The 19554-nt window shown below is 60.2% G+C and carries 17 protein-coding genes; 5 read left to right on the top strand and 12 right to left on the bottom strand.

What is annotated here, in order from left to right; genetic code table 11:
• The 4 genes from ftsH to dacB all read right to left on the bottom strand — a co-directional run.
• Positions 1–2221, bottom strand: a 2221-nt coding sequence (ftsH, locus tag HMPREF3101_RS09965; RefSeq protein ID WP_141737434.1) for an ATP-dependent zinc metalloprotease FtsH, incomplete at its 3' end; no start/stop codon positions are given.
• 32 nt (positions 2222–2253) lie between these two features.
• Complete coding sequence (gene hpt / locus HMPREF3101_RS09970; RefSeq protein WP_210386195.1) at positions 2254–2859, bottom strand: hypoxanthine phosphoribosyltransferase; 606 nt, start codon at positions 2857–2859, stop codon at positions 2254–2256.
• 29 nt (positions 2860–2888) lie between these two features.
• Positions 2889–3920, bottom strand: coding sequence for a tRNA lysidine(34) synthetase TilS (tilS, locus tag HMPREF3101_RS09975; RefSeq protein ID WP_083280206.1), 1032 nt, complete (start codon positions 3918–3920; stop codon positions 2889–2891).
• Positions 3920–5158: a D-alanyl-D-alanine carboxypeptidase/D-alanyl-D-alanine endopeptidase gene (gene dacB, locus HMPREF3101_RS09980; RefSeq protein WP_070465103.1), complete on the bottom strand. Its 1239-nt coding sequence runs from the start codon at positions 5156–5158 to the stop codon at positions 3920–3922. The genes tilS and dacB overlap by 1 nt, the downstream gene beginning before the upstream one ends.
• Positions 5159–5219: 61 nt before the next feature.
• Here dacB and HMPREF3101_RS09985 point away from each other — a divergent pair, with 61 nt between their 5' ends.
• From HMPREF3101_RS09985 to HMPREF3101_RS09995, 3 genes are all read left to right on the top strand, one after another.
• Complete coding sequence (locus HMPREF3101_RS09985; protein ID WP_070465107.1) at positions 5220–5696, top strand: inorganic diphosphatase; 477 nt, start codon at positions 5220–5222, stop codon at positions 5694–5696.
• A gap of 281 nt (positions 5697–5977) precedes the next feature.
• Positions 5978–6337 (top strand): hypothetical protein, encoded by a 360-nt coding sequence (locus HMPREF3101_RS09990; RefSeq protein ID WP_070465109.1) that lies wholly within the window; start codon positions 5978–5980, stop codon positions 6335–6337.
• Complete coding sequence (locus HMPREF3101_RS09995) at positions 6304–6888, top strand: endonuclease domain-containing protein (protein WP_070465110.1); 585 nt, start codon at positions 6304–6306, stop codon at positions 6886–6888. The genes HMPREF3101_RS09990 and HMPREF3101_RS09995 overlap by 34 nt, the downstream gene beginning before the upstream one ends.
• Here the strand turns inward: HMPREF3101_RS09995 and HMPREF3101_RS10000 are convergent.
• The 3 genes from HMPREF3101_RS10000 to HMPREF3101_RS10010 form a co-directional block, all read right to left on the bottom strand.
• The gene (locus tag HMPREF3101_RS10000; RefSeq protein ID WP_070465217.1) at positions 6873–8543 is read right to left on the bottom strand and encodes an MFS transporter; all 1671 of its coding nucleotides are present in this window, start codon (positions 8541–8543) and stop codon (positions 6873–6875) included. The genes HMPREF3101_RS09995 and HMPREF3101_RS10000 overlap by 16 nt on opposite strands.
• 190 nt (positions 8544–8733) lie before the next feature.
• Positions 8734–10137, bottom strand: coding sequence for a hypothetical protein (locus HMPREF3101_RS10005; RefSeq protein ID WP_070465113.1), 1404 nt, complete (start codon positions 10135–10137; stop codon positions 8734–8736).
• 141 nt (positions 10138–10278) lie between these two features.
• Complete coding sequence (locus HMPREF3101_RS10010; protein ID WP_070465116.1) at positions 10279–10956, bottom strand: sortase family protein; 678 nt, start codon at positions 10954–10956, stop codon at positions 10279–10281.
• Positions 10957–10979: 23 nt separating this feature from the next.
• Here HMPREF3101_RS10010 and HMPREF3101_RS10015 point away from each other — a divergent pair, with 23 nt between their 5' ends.
• Positions 10980–11273, top strand: a complete 294-nt coding sequence (locus HMPREF3101_RS10015) for a rhodanese-like domain-containing protein (RefSeq protein WP_070465119.1) — start codon at positions 10980–10982, stop codon at positions 11271–11273.
• Positions 11274–11283: 10 nt separating this feature from the next.
• Positions 11284–11724 carry a MarR family winged helix-turn-helix transcriptional regulator gene (locus tag HMPREF3101_RS10020; protein WP_070465122.1) on the top strand — a complete coding sequence of 147 codons (441 nt, stop codon included), beginning with the start codon at positions 11284–11286 and terminating at the stop codon, positions 11722–11724.
• A gap of 57 nt (positions 11725–11781) precedes the next feature.
• On the opposite strand, the gene HMPREF3101_RS10025 is transcribed toward HMPREF3101_RS10020, so the two are convergent.
• The 5 genes from HMPREF3101_RS10025 to HMPREF3101_RS10045 form a co-directional block, all read right to left on the bottom strand.
• Positions 11782–11994, bottom strand: coding sequence for a hypothetical protein (locus HMPREF3101_RS10025; RefSeq protein ID WP_141737435.1), 213 nt, complete (start codon positions 11992–11994; stop codon positions 11782–11784).
• Positions 11995–12175: 181 nt separating this feature from the next.
• A complete protein-coding gene (locus HMPREF3101_RS10030) occupies positions 12176–15505 on the bottom strand; it encodes a SpaA isopeptide-forming pilin-related protein (RefSeq protein WP_141737436.1) in 3330 nt (1109 codons plus the stop codon).
• Complete coding sequence (locus HMPREF3101_RS10035; RefSeq protein WP_070465129.1) at positions 15502–16359, bottom strand: prealbumin-like fold domain-containing protein; 858 nt, start codon at positions 16357–16359, stop codon at positions 15502–15504. The genes HMPREF3101_RS10030 and HMPREF3101_RS10035 overlap by 4 nt, the downstream gene beginning before the upstream one ends.
• An 11-nt stretch (positions 16360–16370) precedes the next feature.
• Complete coding sequence (locus tag HMPREF3101_RS10040; RefSeq protein WP_083280210.1) at positions 16371–17342, bottom strand: class C sortase; 972 nt, start codon at positions 17340–17342, stop codon at positions 16371–16373.
• A 121-nt stretch (positions 17343–17463) separates the two neighbouring features.
• Positions 17464–19119, bottom strand: a complete 1656-nt coding sequence (locus tag HMPREF3101_RS10045) for a SpaH/EbpB family LPXTG-anchored major pilin (RefSeq protein ID WP_070465132.1) — start codon at positions 19117–19119, stop codon at positions 17464–17466.
• Between the last annotated feature and the right edge of the window lie 435 nt (positions 19120–19554).

Raw genomic sequence — 19554 nt, forward strand, 5'->3', positions numbered from 1 at the left:
GACCCTGCTGTTGGCCCGGACCCTGCTGTTGGCCGGGTGCCTGCTGCTGGCCCGGTGCCTGCTGCTGGCCCGGCGCCTGCTGCTGGCCGGGATAGGTCCAACCCGGCGGCGGGGTCGGGCCACCGTACTGCGGCTGGCCCGGCTGGCGCGACTGGCCCGGCTGGCCCGGCTGCCAACGCGAGGAACCCGGCTTCGCATGCTTCGGCCCACCCATCGCTTCGCGTTCACGACGGCGACGCTCACGCGTCTGCCTCGACGCCTCCAAGATAGAGAAACGCTTCGGCGGCTCTTCGCCACGCTCCTTGGCCAGCTCCACCGGAGTCTTCACCGGCTCTCGGCCCGGCTGGCGGACAAAGCGGACGTCATGCGCCGGAAGCTCGGGACGCTCCGGCTCGATGGTGTCAAAAATCGCCTCCAGATCAGGACGGCGCAGCGTCTCCTTCTCCAGCAGCTTGGTCACCAGCGTGTCCAGCTCATCGCGGTACTTCGACAGGATGGAGTAGGCGGTTTCATGCGCGGCGTCGAGAAGCTCATGCATCTCCCTATCAATAGTTTCTGCAACCGCCGGAGAGTACTCCAAGCTGGCGCCGGCGCCGCGACCAGAGAACGGATCCCCCTGGGCTTCGCCGTACTTCACTGTGCCAAGCACCGAGGACATGCCGTACTCCGTAACCATGGCGCGCGCGATCTTCGTCGCTTGCTCAATGTCGTTGGAGGCACCCGTAGTCGGCGTGCCAAACACTAGCTCTTCGGCGCTTCGGCCACCCATGGCAAAGACCATGCGGGCAAACAACTCGTCGCGGTTGTACATGCCCTTATCGTCTTCGTCCGCAGTCATGGCAAAGCCACCGGTGTTGCCGCGCTGCAGGATGGTCACCTTATACACGCGCTCAATATCCTTCAGCGCCCAAGCAGCCAGCGTGTGGCCGCCCTCGTGGTAAGCGGTGACCTTCTTCTCGTGCTCCGAGATGATCTTCGTGGAGCGGCGCGGACCACCAATCACACGGTCCGTAGCCTCCTCCAACGCGTCCGGGGTGATCACGTTGCCGCCGATGCGCGCCGTCAGAAGCGCCGCCTCATTCAGCACGTTCGCAAGGTCCGCGCCACTCATGCCGGCGGTGCGCTTCGCCAGCGCATCTAAGTCCACATCCTTGGCCAACGGCTTGCCCTTGGCGTGCACCTTCAAAATCTTCGCGCGACCCGTCATGTCCGGGTTGGTTACCGGAATCTGACGGTCGAAGCGGCCTGGGCGCAAAAGCGCCGGATCCAGAATGTCCGGACGGTTCGTCGCCGCGATCAGGATGACCCCCTCGCGGCCATCAAAGCCGTCCATCTCAACCAGCAACTGGTTCAGGGTCTGCTCGCGCTCGTCGTGGCCACCGCCCATGCCGGAGCCACGCTGGCGACCAACGGCATCAATCTCGTCCACAAAGATGATGCACGGCGCGCTCTCACGAGCCTGCTTAAACAGGTCACGCACCCGCGAGGCACCCACGCCCACGAACATCTCCACAAAATCAGAACCAGAGATGGAGTAAAACGGCACGCCAGCCTCACCGGCAACGGCACGCGCCAGCAACGTCTTACCGGTACCCGGCGGACCGTACAGCAGCACGCCACGCGGGATCTTGGCACCCAGCTGCTCATAAATCGTAGGATCCGTCAGGAAGTCCACAACCTCCTGCAGCTCATCCACCGCCTCATCGGCACCAGCCACGTCCGCAAACGTATTCGTCGGGTTGTCCTTATCCAGCTTCTTCGCCTTGGACCCTCCGATGCCAAACATGCCGCCACCGGCCTGCATGCGATACATCAGATACATCAGAAGTCCGAAGATCAGGACCATCGGCAGCATAAAGCCCAACATGGACATCAGGAAGGATTCCTGAGTCACATTCGTCTTAAAGCTGTCGGCGCCAGAGGCCTTCACCGCATCAAAGATCGTTGGAGTAGTACGCGCTGGGTACTGGGTGGAGACGGCTTCGACGTTCTCGCGTTCGTCGACAGTAATGGGCTTCCTCAGCTCAATCCGGACGCGCTGCTCCCGATCATCAATCTGCACCTCCTTGGCGTTGCCCTTCTCCAGCTGCTCAAGCGCAAGGGAAGTGTCAACCGGCTGGTAGGCGCGAGAATCGTCCCCAATCAACGTAAGCAGGTACAGGACGATGAGGGCGGTGGCACCAATCAGGCCCCACCGCAAAACATTTTGATTTTTGCTCATGTAATCCGTGAAATCTAACTAGCTTCTAGGCTTTAATCCTCAGACCCATCCGAGTACACCCGCGGATGCAACGTACCCACATACGGCAGGTCACGGTAACGCTCCGCGTAATCCAAGCCGTAGCCAATGACAAACTCATTCGGAATGTCAAAGCCCACATCCATCAGGTCAATCTTGGCGGTCTGCACTTCAGGCTTACGCAGCAGCGTGATCACCTCAAGGCTCTTCGGGTTGCGGCCAGACAAGTTCTTCAACAGCCAGCTCAACGTCAGGCCAGAGTCAATGATGTCCTCAACCACCAGCACGTCGCGGCCGGCGATCTCCTTATCCAGATCCTTCAGAATGCGCACCACACCAGAGCTAGTGGTGGAGTTGCCGTAGGAAGACACGGCCATGAACTCCATCTCGCACGGGATGGACAGCTTGCGCGCAAAGTCCGTAAGGAAAAAGACCGCGCCCTTGAGCACGCACACCAAGATCAGGTCCTCTGCGGAATCCTTATACTTCTCGCTCACCTTGTCGGCGAGCTCCTGGATGCGCTCCTGCAGCACCTCCTCCGAGATCAGGATCGCTTCCACATCGTCGCCGTAGCGGTTCGCCGTGACGTTGAAATCTTTGGTGTTATGCAGCTGAGTCATGGGTGCCCTTCCCTGTTTTGTAACCCCGCCTATCTTGCCACTTCACGGCCACGCGGCACAACAACTAGCCGCCCAGCCTCCCGCTTTAAAAGCTGGGAAGCCGCAAGTTCCACGCCAACCTGGCCGCGCCAGTGGGTGACAAGGCGCTCAATCGCGTCGAGTTGAGCTCCGTTGGGGTGAATATCTTTGTTCACCAGCCAGGCGTGGATCCGGGAGCGGCGCACCACCGCGGGCAGCGCAGCCAGCTCAGCGCAGTCAAGATCAGCACAGGCCAGCTCATCGCAGCCGCCGGTGGGTGTGGCCAACTCGCGGATAACCTCGTTGCTCTGCGCAATCCGGTCCGCGGTACGGGCAAGGGCAGGCACGGCGTCGCCGCCCAAAAGCTCCGACAACGCCGGGATGATCTCGGTGCGCATGGCGACACGCCTAAACGCCAGGTCCTCGTTCATAGGGTCATGCCAGGGATGCAAGTGCAGCTCTCTGCAGGCACCAACCGTATCGGCGCGGCGCAGGTAGATAAAGGGGCGCACCAGGTTGCCGCTGCGCTGCAGCATGCCCGAGGGGTTGCCGCGCAGGGCACCCAGCAGCAGGGTTTCCGCTTGGTCGTCGGCGGTGTGCGCGACCCAGACTTCGCCGTTAGCGCCTGCAACCTGACCAGCAACCTGACCAGCAACCTGGCCTGCAACCCGAAACAGCGCAGCGTAGCGAGCCTCCCTCGCCGCCGCCTCCACATTGCCCCCGCCAGCCTCCAAATCCACATCCACGTGCACAACCTTGGTGTCCACGCCCAGCGCGCGGGCCTGCACGGCGGCCTCGCCGGCAATCTGCGCAGATCCCTCCTGCAGGTTGTGATTCACCACCACCGCCAATGCCGGCACGTTCTCAGCAGCCGCCGCGGCCACAAGCGCCAAGGAGTCCGGTCCTCCGGAAAAACCGATCACAACAGGCCTATCAACAGGCCCATCAACCAGCCCGATTTTAGACGTTTGCCAAACTTCGCGCACGGCGCGTCGGCAAGCAAGAAAGTGCGGGCTTTTCCGCGGCCAAAACAGCTCAGTCATCAGTAGTCCCTCAGGATCGATGCCATCTCATCCATCGCCCGGCGCGCCTCTAAAATGTCGGAGCCGTTGGAGAGGAACGCGAACGTGTACACATTGCCGTTGACGCTGGTCACGGTACCGGCAAGGCCAGAGGTGTCATCAAGCGTGCCGGTTTTCGCGCGCACCCAGCCGCGCCCGTCGAGATCCCCGTAGCGGTCGATCAGGGTGCCTTCGCCGGCGGCCACCGGCAGGGTGGCTAGGAGGGGGCGGAGGGGAGCGTTCATCGCGGCGTCCGCAAGAATCTCGTCCAACAGCCGCGGGGTGATCAGGTTCAGGGTGGAAAGGCCGGAGCCGTCTTCGATCACACAGCCGACAGTATTGTATCCGCGCTCCGCAAGCACGGTCAGCGGGTCCTTGCCGGTGTGGTCCCGAAGCTCACGAGCGATCGCCTCGGCGTACACGTTGTCGGAGCGCTTCATCATCATCTCCATGCGCTCCACCAGTGTCGGCGACTGAACCGCGCCCACCTCCTGCGCCCCCTCCGGCACCGGGGCCACACCAACTTCCCCGGCACCTACCTGGTCCGCCACGGCCTGCGCCACGTCCAGTGCCGGGGTATGCGAGCGCGGCACATCGCCAGTCTCGTGCTCCAGCCCGCGCCCGCCGTTGAGCATCAGCGGCTGCAGCGGCGCCACATAGCCACCGTCAATGTCCAGCTCATCCCAGCCCGGCAACAGCTCCGGCAACCCAGCCCACTGGGAGGTATCCACATACACAGCGCGAGCCCCCTTGCTTATCGACGCCACCACGTCCACCCCCTCCTGCCCCAACCACACATCCCCCGTGGCCTTGATATACACAGCGTCCCCATCCCTGTAGACGGTGGTGGTCAGCGTGTCGTTCGGCCCCAACTCATACAGTGCCGCCGCTGCGGTGAGCACCTTGGTAGTAGAGGCCGGACGCAGCGGCACATCCGCCATCTGCTCAAAGATGACGTTGCCTGTGAAGGCGTCAGTGATGTGGGCGTGGAACTGGCCAAGGTTGGGGTTTTGGGAGGCGTGCGTGAGGGCGTCGATAAGCAGGTGCTGGTCGATCGGTGCCCCCGTGGCCGGTTTCAGGGGTTGGTGCGCTGCGGGCAACTCGTAGGCAGGCGCGTACTCAAGCGCTGAGAGCTGCTCGTGCGCCGCCACACCAAAACCCGCGACACCGCCGACCGCCGTCAACGCCAACGCCGAAACCACCCAAGTCCATACCTTCATCGGCCCACAGCGTAGTCCACGTATGATGTTTGGCGGATATTCACCGAACTAAGGAGTGCACATGGCTATCGAGGTCATCATCGAAATCCCCAAGGGTTCCCGCAACAAGTACGAAGTAGACCACGAAACCGGCCGCGTCTACCTCGACCGCTACCTGTTCACCCCGATGGCGTACCCAGCCGACTACGGCTACATCGACCACACCCTGGCAGACGACGGCGACCCGCTCGACGCCCTGGTCATCACCCCGGAGCCCGTCTTCCCCGGTGTGACCGTCAAGGCCCGCCCGCTCGGCGTGTTCAAGATGACCGACGAGGCCGGCGGCGACGACAAGCTGCTGTGCGTGATCGACGACGTCCGCTACAACCACTACCAGGACATTTCCGACGTCTCCGACTTCCTCAAGGACGAGATTGAGCACTTCTTCGTCCACTACAAGGACCTCGAGCCGAACAAGGAAGTCACCGGCTCCGGCTGGGGCGACAAGGCTGAGGCCGAGGCGATCCTGCAGGCATCGCTGGACGCGTACAAGAAGTAGGGCGCGGCGCCCCTCCCCCAGCGTTTGCAGCTACCTACACCCGGCTACCAAGCGGCTTTTTCGCTGATAGCTACACGTAGATAGCTGCATTCTTGTTTCCGGCCGTGTTTCCGGCCGTGTTTCCGGCCGTGTTTCGGCCGTGTTCCGGCAGTGCTGCAGCCGTGCTGCGGCCGTGTTGCGGCCAGCGAACCCTAGCGGCGAACAACCCAGTCCTGTTACGATGCAGCCACACCATCGCTTCAGGGGGAAGCGAGCAAAAAGGGGATTCATAGGGGGACTTCATGGACCGGGAGGCACTGGCCACGCACCTGCTAAAGAAGGGTGCCGCGCAGCATCACGACTGCGTCAAGCTTTCTGCAACGTGCTTTGTCACTGAGGAGCGGTGGCGCGGGATGCGTCGCCACGAGCAGGAGTTTCTGCGCTGCTATGCGGCCGGTCTGGCTGCGTCGCGGGCGGTGCTGGTGGGGCGCTCGGCGGCGCGCGTCGCAAATATGTGGGTGCTGCCCACGGATGCGGAGGCTGTGGAGTTGGCGTTGGGGGCGGGGCGGTGCCGTCGACAAGCCAATGGCCCAAAGGGGTGGTGTACAGGCGTTTTGTGGTGCCCGACATGGACCTGGCGACCTATCGTGGGGCGCGGCTGACCATGCCGGTTCGCACCGCGGTGGACATCGCGCGGCTGCACGGTGTGCGGCACGGCGTGGTGGCGATGGACGGGCTGATGCACGGGATTCCGCGCGGCAATCGTCGGGAGGTGCGGGCCGCGCTGCAGTCCGTGATCAAGCGGCTTTCCGGTAAAGGCGGCATTGCGCGTGCGCGACAGGCGTTCGAGCTGAGCTCGGTGGTGTCGGATTCTCCGTTTGAGTCGCTGTTCCGTGTGATTCTGGCGGAGCATGGCATTACGGCGCAAGAGCAGATGTGGGTTGGGGATTACCGCGTTGACTTGCTGTGGGGCAACCTGATCATCGAAATCGATGGCTACCTCAAATACGCCGATGTCTCGCACGAGGTGATCATGCGGCAGTTGGCGCGCGAGAACTGGCTCAAAGAGCGAGGCTACGAGGTGATCCGCATCTTCCCCGCCGACATCCTGAAAGATGAAGCCGCCTGCATCCAGCGGGTGAAGGGGGCCAAGTTGCTTGCCGAGGCCCGCAGCGTCCCCCACACCCCCGCCTCCACCTACCGGGAGTGGTGACTGGTGTGCTGGGCGTGGTGGCGCACCATCAGGGAACCGATGAGCCCCAGGACGAGGAACGCCGCGGAGAACCCGATCGACCAGGCGGCTGCTTGCGCGAATCCGGTGGACAGCTGCGTGACCACTGCGTCGCGGGCCGGCCCGAGCTGGGTGGCGAGGGGGTTGTCGGGGGCGGCGTTGCGCAGCTGCCCGATCATCGCGCCGGCGGAGGACTGCGTGGCCTGTGAGAGCTGATTGGTTACCTGGTTGGGCAGGCCACTGACGTTGTTCAGCGCTGCGGGGATCTTCTGCGCCATCGCGGCGGCCAGCGCGGAGCCGGCGATCGCGGCACCCAGGGCGGAGCCGAGCTGGCGCACTGTCGACTGGGTTGCGGAGCCGGCGCCGGAGAGCTCTGCGGGGATATCGGCAAGCACCGTGGACGTCAACTGCGCCGACGCAAGGCCCAGGCCAACGCCGTAGACCACCAGCGCGCCGATGGTGAACCAGATCGGTGCTTGTTTGCCAACCACCCAGGCCAAAACGCCGACGCCGACAACCTCCAGCGAAAGGCCCAAAACCACTACGCCGGGCGCGCCGAGCCGTGCTGCTAGATGACGCGCCGCCGCACCCGAGGCGAACGCCCCCAGCGCCATTGCCGCAAGGACCACGCCGGTGCGCACCGTGCTTAAGCCCATGGCGTTGACCATGAATAGCGGCAGGACGAACATCAGCGAGAACTCGCCGATGGCCACCATCGCTGCCGTGAGGTTGCCCCAGGAAAACGTGCCGACTTTGAACAGGCTAAGATCCAGCAGGGCGTCGCGGCCGTTGCGCGCTCGGTGCAGCTCCCAGCACAGGAACAGGCCGATGAAGACCAGCCCGATGCCGATGGCGAACGGCACCGGCGATAGGGTCCACGCGTCTGGCCAGGACCAGGCGCCGATGCGCAGTGTCTCCTTCTTCGTCCACCAGCCGAGCGTGGTGGCCTCGATAAGGCCGAAGACGAGCAGGCCGAAGCCGATTGCAGAGGTCAGCACACCGTCCACATCCACACCGCGCACGTTGCGCTTGCCGTGGGTCTGCGGCACCCACGCGAAAATGCCGACGATGACCAGCAGGCCTAACGGCAGATTCACCCAGAAAATCCAACGCCACGACGCGTATTGGGTCAACACGCCACCAAGCAGCGGCCCCAACGCCGCCGTACCGCTCATCACCGCACCCCACACGCCAAATGCCGCGGCGCGATCCTTGCCGGTGAACAGGGAGTTCACCGAAGACAATGTAGCTGGCAACACCAACGCGCCGCCGACGCCCTGCACCGCGCGGGCGGCGATCAGGGTACTAGCGCCGGTCGCGCTGGCGGCGAGTAGCGAGCCCGCAAGGAACAAGAACACGCCCGCCGCGAACGCCGTCCTTCTGCCGATGCGATCCCCCAAGCGTCCCGAACCAAGCAGCAGCGCCGCGAAAATCACGTTATAGATCGCGTTGACCCATTGCGCGTTGGTCAGGCTGAGATCAAGGGCAGTGATCATGGTTGGCAACGCGACGCCAACGATCGTGCCGTCCATCACAATCAACGCCAGGCCGGCGGCCAAGACGCCGAGGGCTTTCCACCGGTTTTGGAGGGGTTGTTGTGGGGTTTGTTCTGGGGTTTTGGTGGTGTCTGTGTTCACGACTTCACGGTAGGCATGGCTGCGGTGCTCCACCATCGACCGATGGGTTGATTTGCCGAGCGCTTGGCCGCGTCGCCGCCGCGCCTCCCCAAAAAACGCGTTTGCAGCTACCTACACCCGGCTATCAAGCGGTTTTTGCGCTGATAGCTACAAGTAGATAGCTGCAAACGTGATTGGTGGGCTAAGCCGGCTACACCAGCTGGCGGCGGCCGAACGCGAACACGGCCGCACCCAGTACGGAAGCCAGCAGCAGGGCGATCATGCCCTTGCCAAAGGCGTTGGAGCCGGTGGCGGCGCTGATCCCGCGAGTCTCGGCCTGGGCCTCAACGGTGGTCACGGCCCCACCCTTTGCCTCAGCTTCGGCGGCGGCGCGGGCTTGGGCTTCGACCTCGCCACGGTTGGAGGACAGCATGTGGGCGGAAGCGTCGATCTCCTGTGCGGTCGGGGTCACGCCGATGCGGCCGAGGTTGGTAACAAAGGTCTTGCCGTCCTGGTTCAGGTACCAGGCCACGCCACCGATGACCAGCATCGCCGGCAGGACGATCGCGGCTGCATTACCCAGGTCAGAGGCGGAGGAACCGTTAGCCGCAATGCCTGCGCCCGGGTTGGAGGAACCGGCCTCCAGGGCCAGCTTGCCGCGCAGCGCCTCCGGCAGGGAGCGCTGCGTTTTGTTGGCAAACTCGATGACAGACATCCAGGATGCGTTGCCGACCTCAACATCGGCGTTGACCAGCTCGGGTTTGTTCACGACGTACTTGAAGTCCTTGGAGTAGAACCACTCCTGGCCGTCCAGCTTGCCAACGAGTGCGCCTGCGGCCCAGGCTGGCAAGGACTCAAGGGTAAAGTTGAAGGCCGGGGAGGTGGAGCTGCCCGAAGTGCCATGAGAACCCGAAGCGCCCCCACCAACCTCGGACAACGTGGTGGTGGTCATGGTCAGGGAGCGCTGCACGAGGTTTTCGGGCAGGCGCTTGCCGGTGTCCTGCGCGAGCGACCAGATGGTGCGGAATTCGCCCTGGGTTGGGGTGTTGACCTGGGTTTCGTCGCTGACAACGTTGAAGCCGTCGGCAGCGTAGAACCACTTCTTGTCGTCGAATTCGGCGGCGAGGGCGCCCGGCGCGAAGTCCGGCAGGGCTTCTGCAGCCTCGGCGTCCATGACTACTGCCTGGTGCTTGAGGCGTGCGGGGCCGACCTGGCTTGCGGGCACGGTGCGGCCGGTGGCGGCGGCGAAGTCCAGCAGGGACATCTCTACCTGGGCGTTGCCGGTGGGGCTGCCTTTGGCGGCTTCGGCGTCGGTGGTCACGGTCAGGCCGTCGGCCATGTAGTACCAGGTCTTGCCGCTGAACTGGCCGGCTTCGGCGGCCACGGCCCACGCGGGCAGGGAGGGGTTGGATTCGGTTGCGGTGGAGGACATGCCTTCAGTGATCGGGTCCAGTACCGGGCTGGTCAGCGTATCAACGGCCGCGTTAACACTCGAACCCGACACTTCAGCGCTGACAGATCCATCGGAGGACTGCGCGGATGCGTTCGGGGTGATGGCGATGGCCATTGCGCCTGCAACGGCGAGGGCGGTCAGGGAAGTGGCGTGACGCTGCATGGTGTGCTCCAAAAGGGGTTATCAAGAAAGGCTAAAGTCTCAAGCAAGACTTGAAGGTTTACACCACTCTAGTCACACCGTTCACATTTGTCACACCCAACACGCGGCAAGCACTCAACACGCGGCAAGCACCCAACACGCTCACCCCACAGCGTCCTCCTGCCCCACCACGCCCACAAACTGCCACCCCACCACCGCATTCGACACGGCTTCTTTGAAGGGGTTGGCGGGTTGGATGCAGGTAATGGTGAGCAACCGCCCCGGCACCGCCGCTTCGCCCCAGATGGCGGCGTCGCCGGCGAGGGCGTCCTTGGAGGGCGCATGAAGGTCCGTCGCTTCGTACTTCAGCCACCACTTGCCGGAAGTCTCGGTGCGTAGGTACATGGCGTCGCCAACCGCCACGGTGTGCTCCTGGGCCGACGGGTTGTACAGCTTGTCAAACACGGCCGGCACCCCGGCGGCAGCATGCCCGGCGATCACAACGATGTCGCCCGCGTCGCTGCCGGGCAGCTCGTAGGGTTTGGAGTCAGCGGTAAATATGCAGGCTTTGGACAGGCTGGAGGGGTCGACGGTGGCGTCGATAAGCCTGCAAGGCCCCTTCTCAAAGCTGGCATTGAGCCCGACCGAGGGGATGGATAAGGCGATGGGGGCGGACGCCTCGACGTGCGCGGGCGGCAGCTCAGCCACCACTTCCGGTTCCTCCCCCGGGCCGCCACACGCGCGCACCGGCACAATCACCATAAGTAGCAGGATCGCCAGCGCCACTGCGCGCCGCACATGAAACACCCACTGCGGCGGGCGCGCCTTCCGGTTAGCCATAAAAACACTATAGGGTTGGGCTTATGAAAACTGTGCAGGTTACTGAGGTTCCGCAGGGCATCCAGCTTATCGACGTCCGCGAGCCCGACGAATACACCACCACCCACGCCACCGGTGCCATCAATATCCCGCTGAGCGAACTGGTCGAACGCACCGCAGAAATCGACCCCGACCGTGACATTTACGTCATCTGCCACGCCGGAGGCCGCTCCCTGCAGGCCGCTGAGTATCTAGAAAACGCGCTTGGGTGGGACAACGTGATCAACGTCGCCGGTGGTACCAGCGCCTGGGTCGAGGCCGGCCTGCCAACGGTTTAGAATCACAATTATGGCCCAGTCCCCAGAATTGCCTAGCACGCTGACCAAGTCGCCGTCGTTTCAGATCGAGCGGGTGCGCCGCCACACCAAAGAGCTGGTGGAAAAAGCACTGAACAAGCACGGCACCAGCATGCGCGAATACTGGGTGCTCAGCTGCGTGCTGGAGCGGCCGCTTTCCCAGCGGGAGCTGTCTGAACTGCTGCTCATCGACGCTTCCGACATGGTCCGGCTCATCGACTGCCTAGAGCAACAAGAGTGGGTCAAGCGCGACCGAGACCCAAAGGACCGGCGCCGCCAGATTGTCACTGCCACCAAAAAGGGGACGAAGGCGCACTCTGCGCTCCTCAAAGATGTCGCCGCCGCCGAGGAGCGCGCCCTGGAGGTATCGAGCGCAAAGCAGCTAAAGAGCCTGAAGAAGCTCTCAAAGGCGGTACTTGAAGAGGAGTCCTAGGACTCGGGCTGACTAGGGCGAACTAGGGCTTCTAGCGAAACGTGACCTACAGGTGTTCTACGGGGTCGCCCTACGTCGTGCCATTGCCAAACCAGCAAGCATGATCAACATGCCACCTAAAGTCGGCCGCAAAACACCCCGACCACCGGTTTCGGGCATCTCACCCAGCGGAAGCTCACCTTCACGCTGATCATCAAACGGATTCTCCGACGCCGTCGTCACCTGCGGCGACAACACATCACCAGCACCAACCGAATCCGCAACAAACAACACACCACGGGTAGTGCTGCATTGCAGTCCTAGAAGCGGCGACTGCAGGGAGTACTCCGAAGTTGCAGTGAGGTTCTAGGGTGCTAGGAGATCGAGACGGATAACTTCCTTCGATACCAAGTACCCCAGCCTCCTTCATGCCTTCTGCTTTCGCTGTTTGGTTGCTGCGATGTGCTGCTGTTTAGGGCCGCACTCGCCTCCGGGTGCCGGAAGTGTGAGCCATAGACATGCCTCCGAAGGCAAGCACCATCACGCCGAGAGCGATCATACGATGCACACCGGGGCCTCCAGTTTTCGGCAACTGAGGCTGCTCAACGTTGAGCACCGTCATGGCCACACCAACAACGTCCCCGGGTTCTTTCACTTCTTGAGCATTCGGGTCACCCGGAAGCAGCACCACGCCGCCCTCAGTCGGCTGCTCGAAGAGTTTCAGCTCAGGCTTGCCGTCCTTGCCACGCACAATGGCAAATTCAATGGTCGGAGTCAGCACGAGGTAGCCATCTGGGGCCTGAGTCTCCACCAGGATGTAGCGTTTGTCATATTCAAGCCCGTCAACGGAGTAGCCCTTCTCTGGGTTGGGCTCAATGTCTGTGACCTTCTTGCCACGGTGACCTGGCTGCGTTTCATCCTTTTCATAAAGCTCGAACTTCGCTCCGCAAAGCAGCTCCACCTTGTTTTGGCCGGTTGTCTCGGCCGCCTTGAACAGGGCCAGCGAAGGATGCTCTTCCGGTTCAGTCGAGTTTATGAACCTACACGTCACAGCTTTCAAGCCAGGGGTGGTTGGGATTGTCAGCTTGCTCTCACGGTCAGATTTGTCGGTCAGACCAGACAGTGCTTCTGTTGGCACTTCGTTGCCGTCCTTAGACCAGGTATCACCTTCAACACATTTCAGAGATGTTCTGTACTTCTCCGCGTTCTCCTTCGTCATGCTCTTACGCTCGCCCTCGGGCGTTGCGGTGCGGAACCCTTCAAAAATTCCATACTCCAGCCCAGGTTTAACAAAGTTGTACGAAACTTCTTTTTGGAGACCAGTCTCCGGGGTTGTAGCGAAAACAGGGGGCATTGAATAGGAGCGAGAGTTTGTGAATGGTGAGTTCTCTAAAAACGCTCCAAGTTCAAACTGGTCAGTTGGGGCAAGGCGATCCCCGACTACCTCTTTCTCAATCTTCAGAATGAGCTCATTATACGGTCCGGCATCATAAACCGAGGTAGCTCCCCATAGGGATTCACCGGGTTTAAAAATACCGTACGCAGTGCTTTCCACAGTTGCCTCCAGAGGTTCGCCTTCGACTGTGTAGCCTCCTTTTCCGTCCGGAACAATCTGGGACCACACAAGACCCGAATTTGCCCTGGTTGTATGAGTTTCGTTGGTTTGTGTCGAAAGAATGAAGTCACCGAAGCGTCCCATGCCATATGTTGGGCGAGGAAGCTCTCCTATCACGATTCCTTCTTCAGCACGTCCTGCTGCCGGATTACCAGGCTCCTTAGCCGGCCAGTGGACAAGGATGGACGGACTCTCCGAATTCGCAGCATCTGTAGTGCCAGCACCAAACAAACTCCCGTCAGGTCCAACAATGAAGTCACCTGCCGAAGTTAACTGTCGCTCTGTGCCAAACCAACCACCTGGCACTTTAGGCCATTTTAGGTCCAGTTTTTCAATATCTTTACCAAGCTCACACGTGGATTTCAATGCCGGATCTTTCAGACAGGAAGGATCCATTTTCCAAATGTTATTTTTCTTTGGCGTGGAGAAAATCAACTTACCGTCGTGGTCGAAGGTCAAGGCATTTAGCTGCGGGCCACCATCACCATCGCTGGCTTCCAACGCCCCGAGTTTAAAGGAACTACGACCTATAAGAGCGCCCGTACGAGCATCGTATTTGTCCATCACCCAGGATCCGAAACTTGCTACAAACTCCACAGCGTAGAGTTCTTTGCCATCCGGAGTGACCGCGATATCGCCGTATTTCTTTTGAGCGGGGAATTGCCGGCCAACCTTAATGGTCTTGAAATCATCGGAAAAATCATACCGAGTAAATTCGTCATACGTGTTCACCCAGTATGTGTGGGATGTTGGGGTTCCAGACAGCCCAGAATCTACCTTCGCCTCGTAGTCACGTGTCAGCTTGTACCGAACGGTAAAGGTGTCACCGTTCTTAATCTGCGGCCTGTTCCCTGGTATTAAGAAGTGGGTGGAATACCATTCATCCTCTTCCGTTTTCTTGTCGACGCTGTGCCTAACCCAGGCACGACCATTTTTTGTCTGTTGCGACAGAGATTTTTCCGGGTTCGTTTCCTTATTATCGTTGAGCCACAAATATGGCAGGCCTTCCAGCGTGGCGCCCCTTGCCAGGTTAAACCAACCTCGAGGATTGAATTTGAGGGAATCGAATGGCCCATGCAAAGCGGACAGACCGTCCACTTTAAACGTGAACCTCATAATCGCTACCTTGCCATCATCTTCTTCTGGCACGGCTTCTGTCAGTACGAAAGACGGGTTTTTACCGATGGAAAAGTTATTGAAGTCAGTTGGACCACCAATAAACTCTTCGATTTTTTCAAGCTGCGCAAAATTCTCCGGAAACTCCGATTCATTCGCTTCTCTAGCTTGGCTGCGCAAAAACTCCGGGGAAAACTCGAGCTCATCATCAAGCGCTTCCGCATCGTCTTCCAAAAGCGCACTCTTTGAAAGAGCATCAACAGTGTCATTTTCCGCACTTGCGGTTTCCAAACTCCACGTCTGGCTGCTAAGAGCGGTGACAGGATCAACCTCAATGTCTACTTCAACCAGGTTCGAATCGGACACCACCGCCGGAGGCTGGATGTTCAGCGTTTGCTTGCCATCAGCCTCGGTGTCTTCCGTGACGTCGATCGGCATGGAGTTAAACCGTGCTTCCAGCACCTTTACAGGGTCACCGAGATCCTGGCGGACCAGGCGGATAATTTCATCTTGTCCAAGGTCCGCCGAAGCCACGTTGCTTCTCAGAGTGTATAGGTGATTGCCAACGATGTTGATTCCCTTGGAAACCACCACGACCTCACCAAAACGCAGTGCGTTTGCGGAATTACGGGACTGGTCTCCTTCCGGCGGCTTCTGCGTATCGCGTGCATTACGCTGCCCGGCTGGCTTTTCTCCTGCAGGAACCGTTGGTTTCGGTGCAGCAGGCGTAGGCGAAGTAAGTGCAGTGCTTGCCTTGGGGGTCTCACCAGCCTGAGTAGGCATGGTTACACCCGCATCCGGTGCAGTTGGTGCAGCGGGGGAAGACATATTGGTTACCTGCTCCGCTCCAGCACCCGGGGTGGCAGTAGCCGCCACCTGTCCCGCAGCAGTTGGGGTTTGTGACAATGCGGTTGGCGCGACAGCGCTGACCATGACAACACCGACGGCAGAAACTGAACACAGCAGTGCCCGCACACGGCGGTGTGAACGCTGGGTCATCGTTCTAGCTCCTTTATTTTTCGGTGGCGTTCCTGCGAAACGCTTAGACAACATGTTTTTCATTTGCTTCATTTCGCGTTCCTTCTAGACAGGTACAACCCAAGACCAATCAGCACCACACCAGCAATCACTACAAACCACACGTTGGCACCAGTACTAGCCAAATCACCCGAACGACTCCCCGACTTCTTCTCCTGCACAACCGTCGACGTCACAGGCGTACCCACCGAACGCGTCACCGTCGCAGGCGGACCCGCCGGCCGCGTCACCGTCGTAGAGCCCCCAGGTACCGTCAGCGGCGGAAACGACGGCCGCGGATACGTCGTCGTCACCGTCGACGTCCCAGGCACAGTCACCTTCGGCGGAGTCGGCGGCGGAGGCGTAATCGTCGGCGACGGCTTAACCACCATCACATTCTCCGAAACAAAACTATGACCCGAAGCATCACCAAACGGCAACACCACCCACACCGGAGACGACACGTGATAATTATGATCCCGATCCGGAGCAATCTCCTCCAAGAAATACAACCCCGGAGTCAAACCACGAAACGTCACCACACCATCGCCATCAGTAACCAACGACGCCACACGCTCACGCTCAAGCGCCGCAAACTCCTCTTTCGAACGCGCACGCTTGGCATCCGCACGCCCCTGCGGCGTCGTTACATCAACATCCACAGCACGCCACAACACAAACTCCACACCCGCAAGTCGACCCGGCGGAAGCTCACCTTCACGCTGATCATCAAACGGATTCCCCGACGCCTTCGTCACCTGCAACGACAACTCATCACCAGCACCAACCGAATCAGCAGCAATACCAGCATCGTTGCCGCTAACAGGACGCGTCTGAGCGTCCGCAAGCAACGGCCCCGCAACAAACAACATCAACGCCGCAGCACCAGAAGCCACAAACTTTTTCATCTTCGAGCTTTCTATTCCGTAGGCCATCGTGGCGCCACCCTCAGATCTCCAATCGTGGACGACGCCGTCTGAGCGCGGTCCGTTTCTTTCCTGCGCTGCATATACAGCCACCAGGCAATCGCAGCGAGTGCGAGAATGAACAGTACAAGTACAACCCACATCCACCACTGCATCAGTGAGCCGGACTTTTCAAACACCGCTGTCTCCGCAGGGTCCATGGGAACCCGGTGCGCGTGTACCAGCAGGCGGTGAGTGTTAATGCCGTAGGGGGTGCAGGTAATCAGGGTGAGCAGATCCTCGCCCGGCTTGGCGCGAAGCGTGTCTGACTTGTTCGGCAGCACCGTCTCAATCTCATGGACCTGGTACTTCATCATCTGGCCGTAGGTGTTGACGTAGATCGCGTCACCCTTGCGCATCTTGATCAGGTTGTCCCACAGCGTGGCGTTAGTCAGCCCCGTGTGTCCGGTGAGCACCGTGTGGTTACCCTTGCCGCCAACCGGCAGGGCGGAGCCGAACAGGTGGCCCACGCCTTTTTGCAGCACGTCCTCGCCCGTGCCGTGGTACACCGGCAGGTTCGAGTCAATGGCAGGGATAGCTACCTGCGCCATCGCGTCATAATCATGCAGCTGCGTCAGGTACTCCTGGTACTGCACGTTGTCCTTAGAGATTCGTGACAGCCACGGGTCCAACACCGGCCCATCGGTGTAGTGCATGTTGTACTCCTGCGCCGCCTTGATCGCGTCGTCCAGTTCAACTGGTTGAAGAGTACGTGCCTGCGTCACGGTGTGCTGGTAGGAGCCGGCCTCACGCGACTGCAGCCAGTTGTTCCACTGGGTGGCAAACACTGGGTAGATCAGCAAAGCGAGGCCAAGCAGCATGATCAGCAGCGGGACGATGACCCGGCGAGTAAAACTCGCCTTTTCGCCGCCGCCGGGGGTGTCACCCCCTTGGGGCTGGGTATCAACCGAAACTGCCGAAGACATGCTGCTCCTTTATAGAAACTTGGTGGGGATACTTTCTTTTTCTTATTGACGCCTCCCCACGCGGGTACGCCCTATGGGACAGCACCGGATGGCGCTATCCCTTCAAGCCGTAGGGCTTTGGTTATGCCTTACGACGTGCGGCGTAAGCACCGCCACCGAGCAGCGCCAGGCCACCCAGAATCATCACCAGGACACCCATGCCACCAGTCTGCGGCAGCTCGAAGGCCGGGCGCTTCTTGTTCTCAACCTTGGTGGTAGAGCTGAAGGTCAGGTTGTTCTCCGTCGTCGGGTTCTGAGCATCTTTCTTGAGGACGGTCAGCTCGTGCGGGGTGGTGTCCAACTGGAAGCCGCTCGGAGCAACAGTCTCCTCGATGCAGAACTTGTTGGTCGTGACCTCAGAGGTGACAGCCTTGCCGTCGACGAAGTCGGTGACGTGCAGGGCGTTAATGACAGCCTCGCCGCCGGTTACCTCAAATTCCTTCTGGATCGTGGTGCGATTGTCCGTAGCCGTGCACTCACTGGTGGACGGCACAGAGTACACGTGGAACTTAGCGCCATCAAGCTTCTTCTCCTCGCCGTTTTCGCCCTTCTCAAACTTGATCACGCGAACAGCTGCGAAGTAGGACTCAACGCTGGTATTCGGGGTCTCGAACGGCTCTTCCTTGCTCTCGAAGCCTGGCTGGCCGGTGACCTTGGTCTTACCGGTGGTACGAGCGAAGTTGGTCACCTCGCCGTCATCAATGCCCTCGCCTTCATTGTTCTGCTGCACCTTCTGAACTTCACCCGTGAGGGTGACAACAAGCTTGTCGCCCGGCTTCAGGGAGTCCAGCAGCTTCTTATCAGTCACGGTGACGGTGCGCTTGGTGTCGGCGAGCACCTTGCCATCCTGATCCTTGATCTCCTCAGCACCGTCAGTAACGACGTACTTGTCGGTCAGATCCTGGTTTTCACCTGCCTGGCCTTCCGTGAGCTCCTTGATGGTTTCACCCTTGGAGTTCTGGATCTCAACCTTGGCAATCTTCAGGCCGTTGACAAAGTCGCCCTTTTTGTAGACATCCACAGCGTTCAGCTCAGTCAGCTCACGCTTCGGCGGCAGCACCGGAGCCGGGGAGGTAACGGTGTAGGTGAGAGTACGATCCTCTTCCTTCTCGGCAGCAGGGTTCTTATCTGCGTCCTTAACTTCCTTCGTAGCCTTCAGCTCGGTGTTCTTCGGGTATACGTGAACGTCGCGGTTCCAAGTCTTGTTCGCGGAGTCCGCCATCGGCACATACACGATGAACGGCGCGGACGGAATGTAGGTGACCTCGTCAGTGTTCTTCGGTGCCTGCTCGGTGACGTAGTACACGCCAGCATCCAGGTCGCTGAGCTTGGCTTCGCCCTCCTTGTTATCACCCTCACCAGTAGTAACGGTGCCAACTACGTCACCCATTTTGTCAGCCGGAATATCAGCGAGACCGGTCGCGGTCTTCTGCAGCGCAGCCGCGGCAGCGAACTCGTCTTCCTTCGTCAGGTCATAGTTCAGCTTCGTCACAGTGAACACAGCGCCGTTCAGTGGCTGCCCTGCAACGTCGTCGCTCGGGGAGCCGTCAGCGTTCGGGTTACCATGCGTTTCTGCACCAACCTTCTTGTGGATGGTGATGGAGCCCTTTTCAGCGTTGATCTCAGAAATCTGCTGTGCACCAGCAACCGGTGCGAAAACGGCGCCTGCGGAGCCAGAGAATGCGAGACCTGCTGCAAGAGCGATTGCGGCGGTCTTCTTAGTGAAGGTCTTTGCCATGGATATGTCTGCCTTTCAGAGACTATTTGATTTGGTGCCGCTAGCCAGCAATGCCGACGGCAGGAGCTGCACGGAATTTCTCCGAGGCTGGAGTGAATTCCTTGCAACACCCAAACCTGGATAGGTTCCTAGAGTTCTAGAGTTGTCCGGTTGGACAGCGATCCCTGCGGTTGCCGCACGGACCCTCACGAGCGAGACATTCAGACACGGAGATGGAAATCCCAGCGTCCTCCATGCTTCCTCGGAGCCGATAACAATGTAACGCAGTTTTTCACTTAGAGAAAGTGACGTTCCAACTTTTAATTGGCCTCTTCTAACTAAGTTGTCTAACTTCCATCAGTCAAAGTCGCGGGACCGGCACTTTCATTCAGAGCCCATTAGGAAAACACTTCCCCAAACGCCTAAAACTCAAATCGTGAGTTTGCTCACATGGGC

Source organism: Corynebacterium sp. HMSC29G08 (assembly GCF_001806875.1).
Lineage (GTDB): Bacteria > Actinomycetota > Actinomycetes > Mycobacteriales > Mycobacteriaceae > Corynebacterium.

Bases quoted from the DNA above. Each gene is read 5' to 3' on its own strand.
- hpt (WP_210386195.1), bottom strand. From the start codon at position 2,859: ATGACTCAGCTGCATAACACCAAAGATTTCAACGTCACGGCGAACCGC.
- tilS (WP_083280206.1), bottom strand. From the start codon at position 3,920: ATGACTGAGCTGTTTTGGCCGCGGAAAAGCCCGCACTTTCTTGCTTGC.
- dacB (WP_070465103.1), bottom strand. From the start codon at position 5,158: ATGAAGGTATGGACTTGGGTGGTTTCGGCGTTGGCGTTGACGGCGGTC.
- HMPREF3101_RS09985 (WP_070465107.1), top strand. From the start codon at position 5,220: ATGGCTATCGAGGTCATCATCGAAATCCCCAAGGGTTCCCGCAACAAG.
- HMPREF3101_RS09990 (WP_070465109.1), top strand. From the start codon at position 5,978: ATGGACCGGGAGGCACTGGCCACGCACCTGCTAAAGAAGGGTGCCGCG.
- HMPREF3101_RS09995 (WP_070465110.1), top strand. From the start codon at position 6,304: ATGGACCTGGCGACCTATCGTGGGGCGCGGCTGACCATGCCGGTTCGC.
- HMPREF3101_RS10005 (WP_070465113.1), bottom strand. From the start codon at position 10,137: ATGCAGCGTCACGCCACTTCCCTGACCGCCCTCGCCGTTGCAGGCGCA.
- HMPREF3101_RS10010 (WP_070465116.1), bottom strand. From the start codon at position 10,956: ATGGCTAACCGGAAGGCGCGCCCGCCGCAGTGGGTGTTTCATGTGCGG.
- HMPREF3101_RS10015 (WP_070465119.1), top strand. From the start codon at position 10,980: ATGAAAACTGTGCAGGTTACTGAGGTTCCGCAGGGCATCCAGCTTATC.
- HMPREF3101_RS10020 (WP_070465122.1), top strand. From the start codon at position 11,284: ATGGCCCAGTCCCCAGAATTGCCTAGCACGCTGACCAAGTCGCCGTCG.
- HMPREF3101_RS10030 (WP_141737436.1), bottom strand. From the start codon at position 15,505: ATGAAGCAAATGAAAAACATGTTGTCTAAGCGTTTCGCAGGAACGCCA.
- HMPREF3101_RS10035 (WP_070465129.1), bottom strand. From the start codon at position 16,359: ATGAAAAAGTTTGTGGCTTCTGGTGCTGCGGCGTTGATGTTGTTTGTT.
- HMPREF3101_RS10040 (WP_083280210.1), bottom strand. From the start codon at position 17,342: ATGTCTTCGGCAGTTTCGGTTGATACCCAGCCCCAAGGGGGTGACACC.
- HMPREF3101_RS10045 (WP_070465132.1), bottom strand. From the start codon at position 19,119: ATGGCAAAGACCTTCACTAAGAAGACCGCCGCAATCGCTCTTGCAGCA.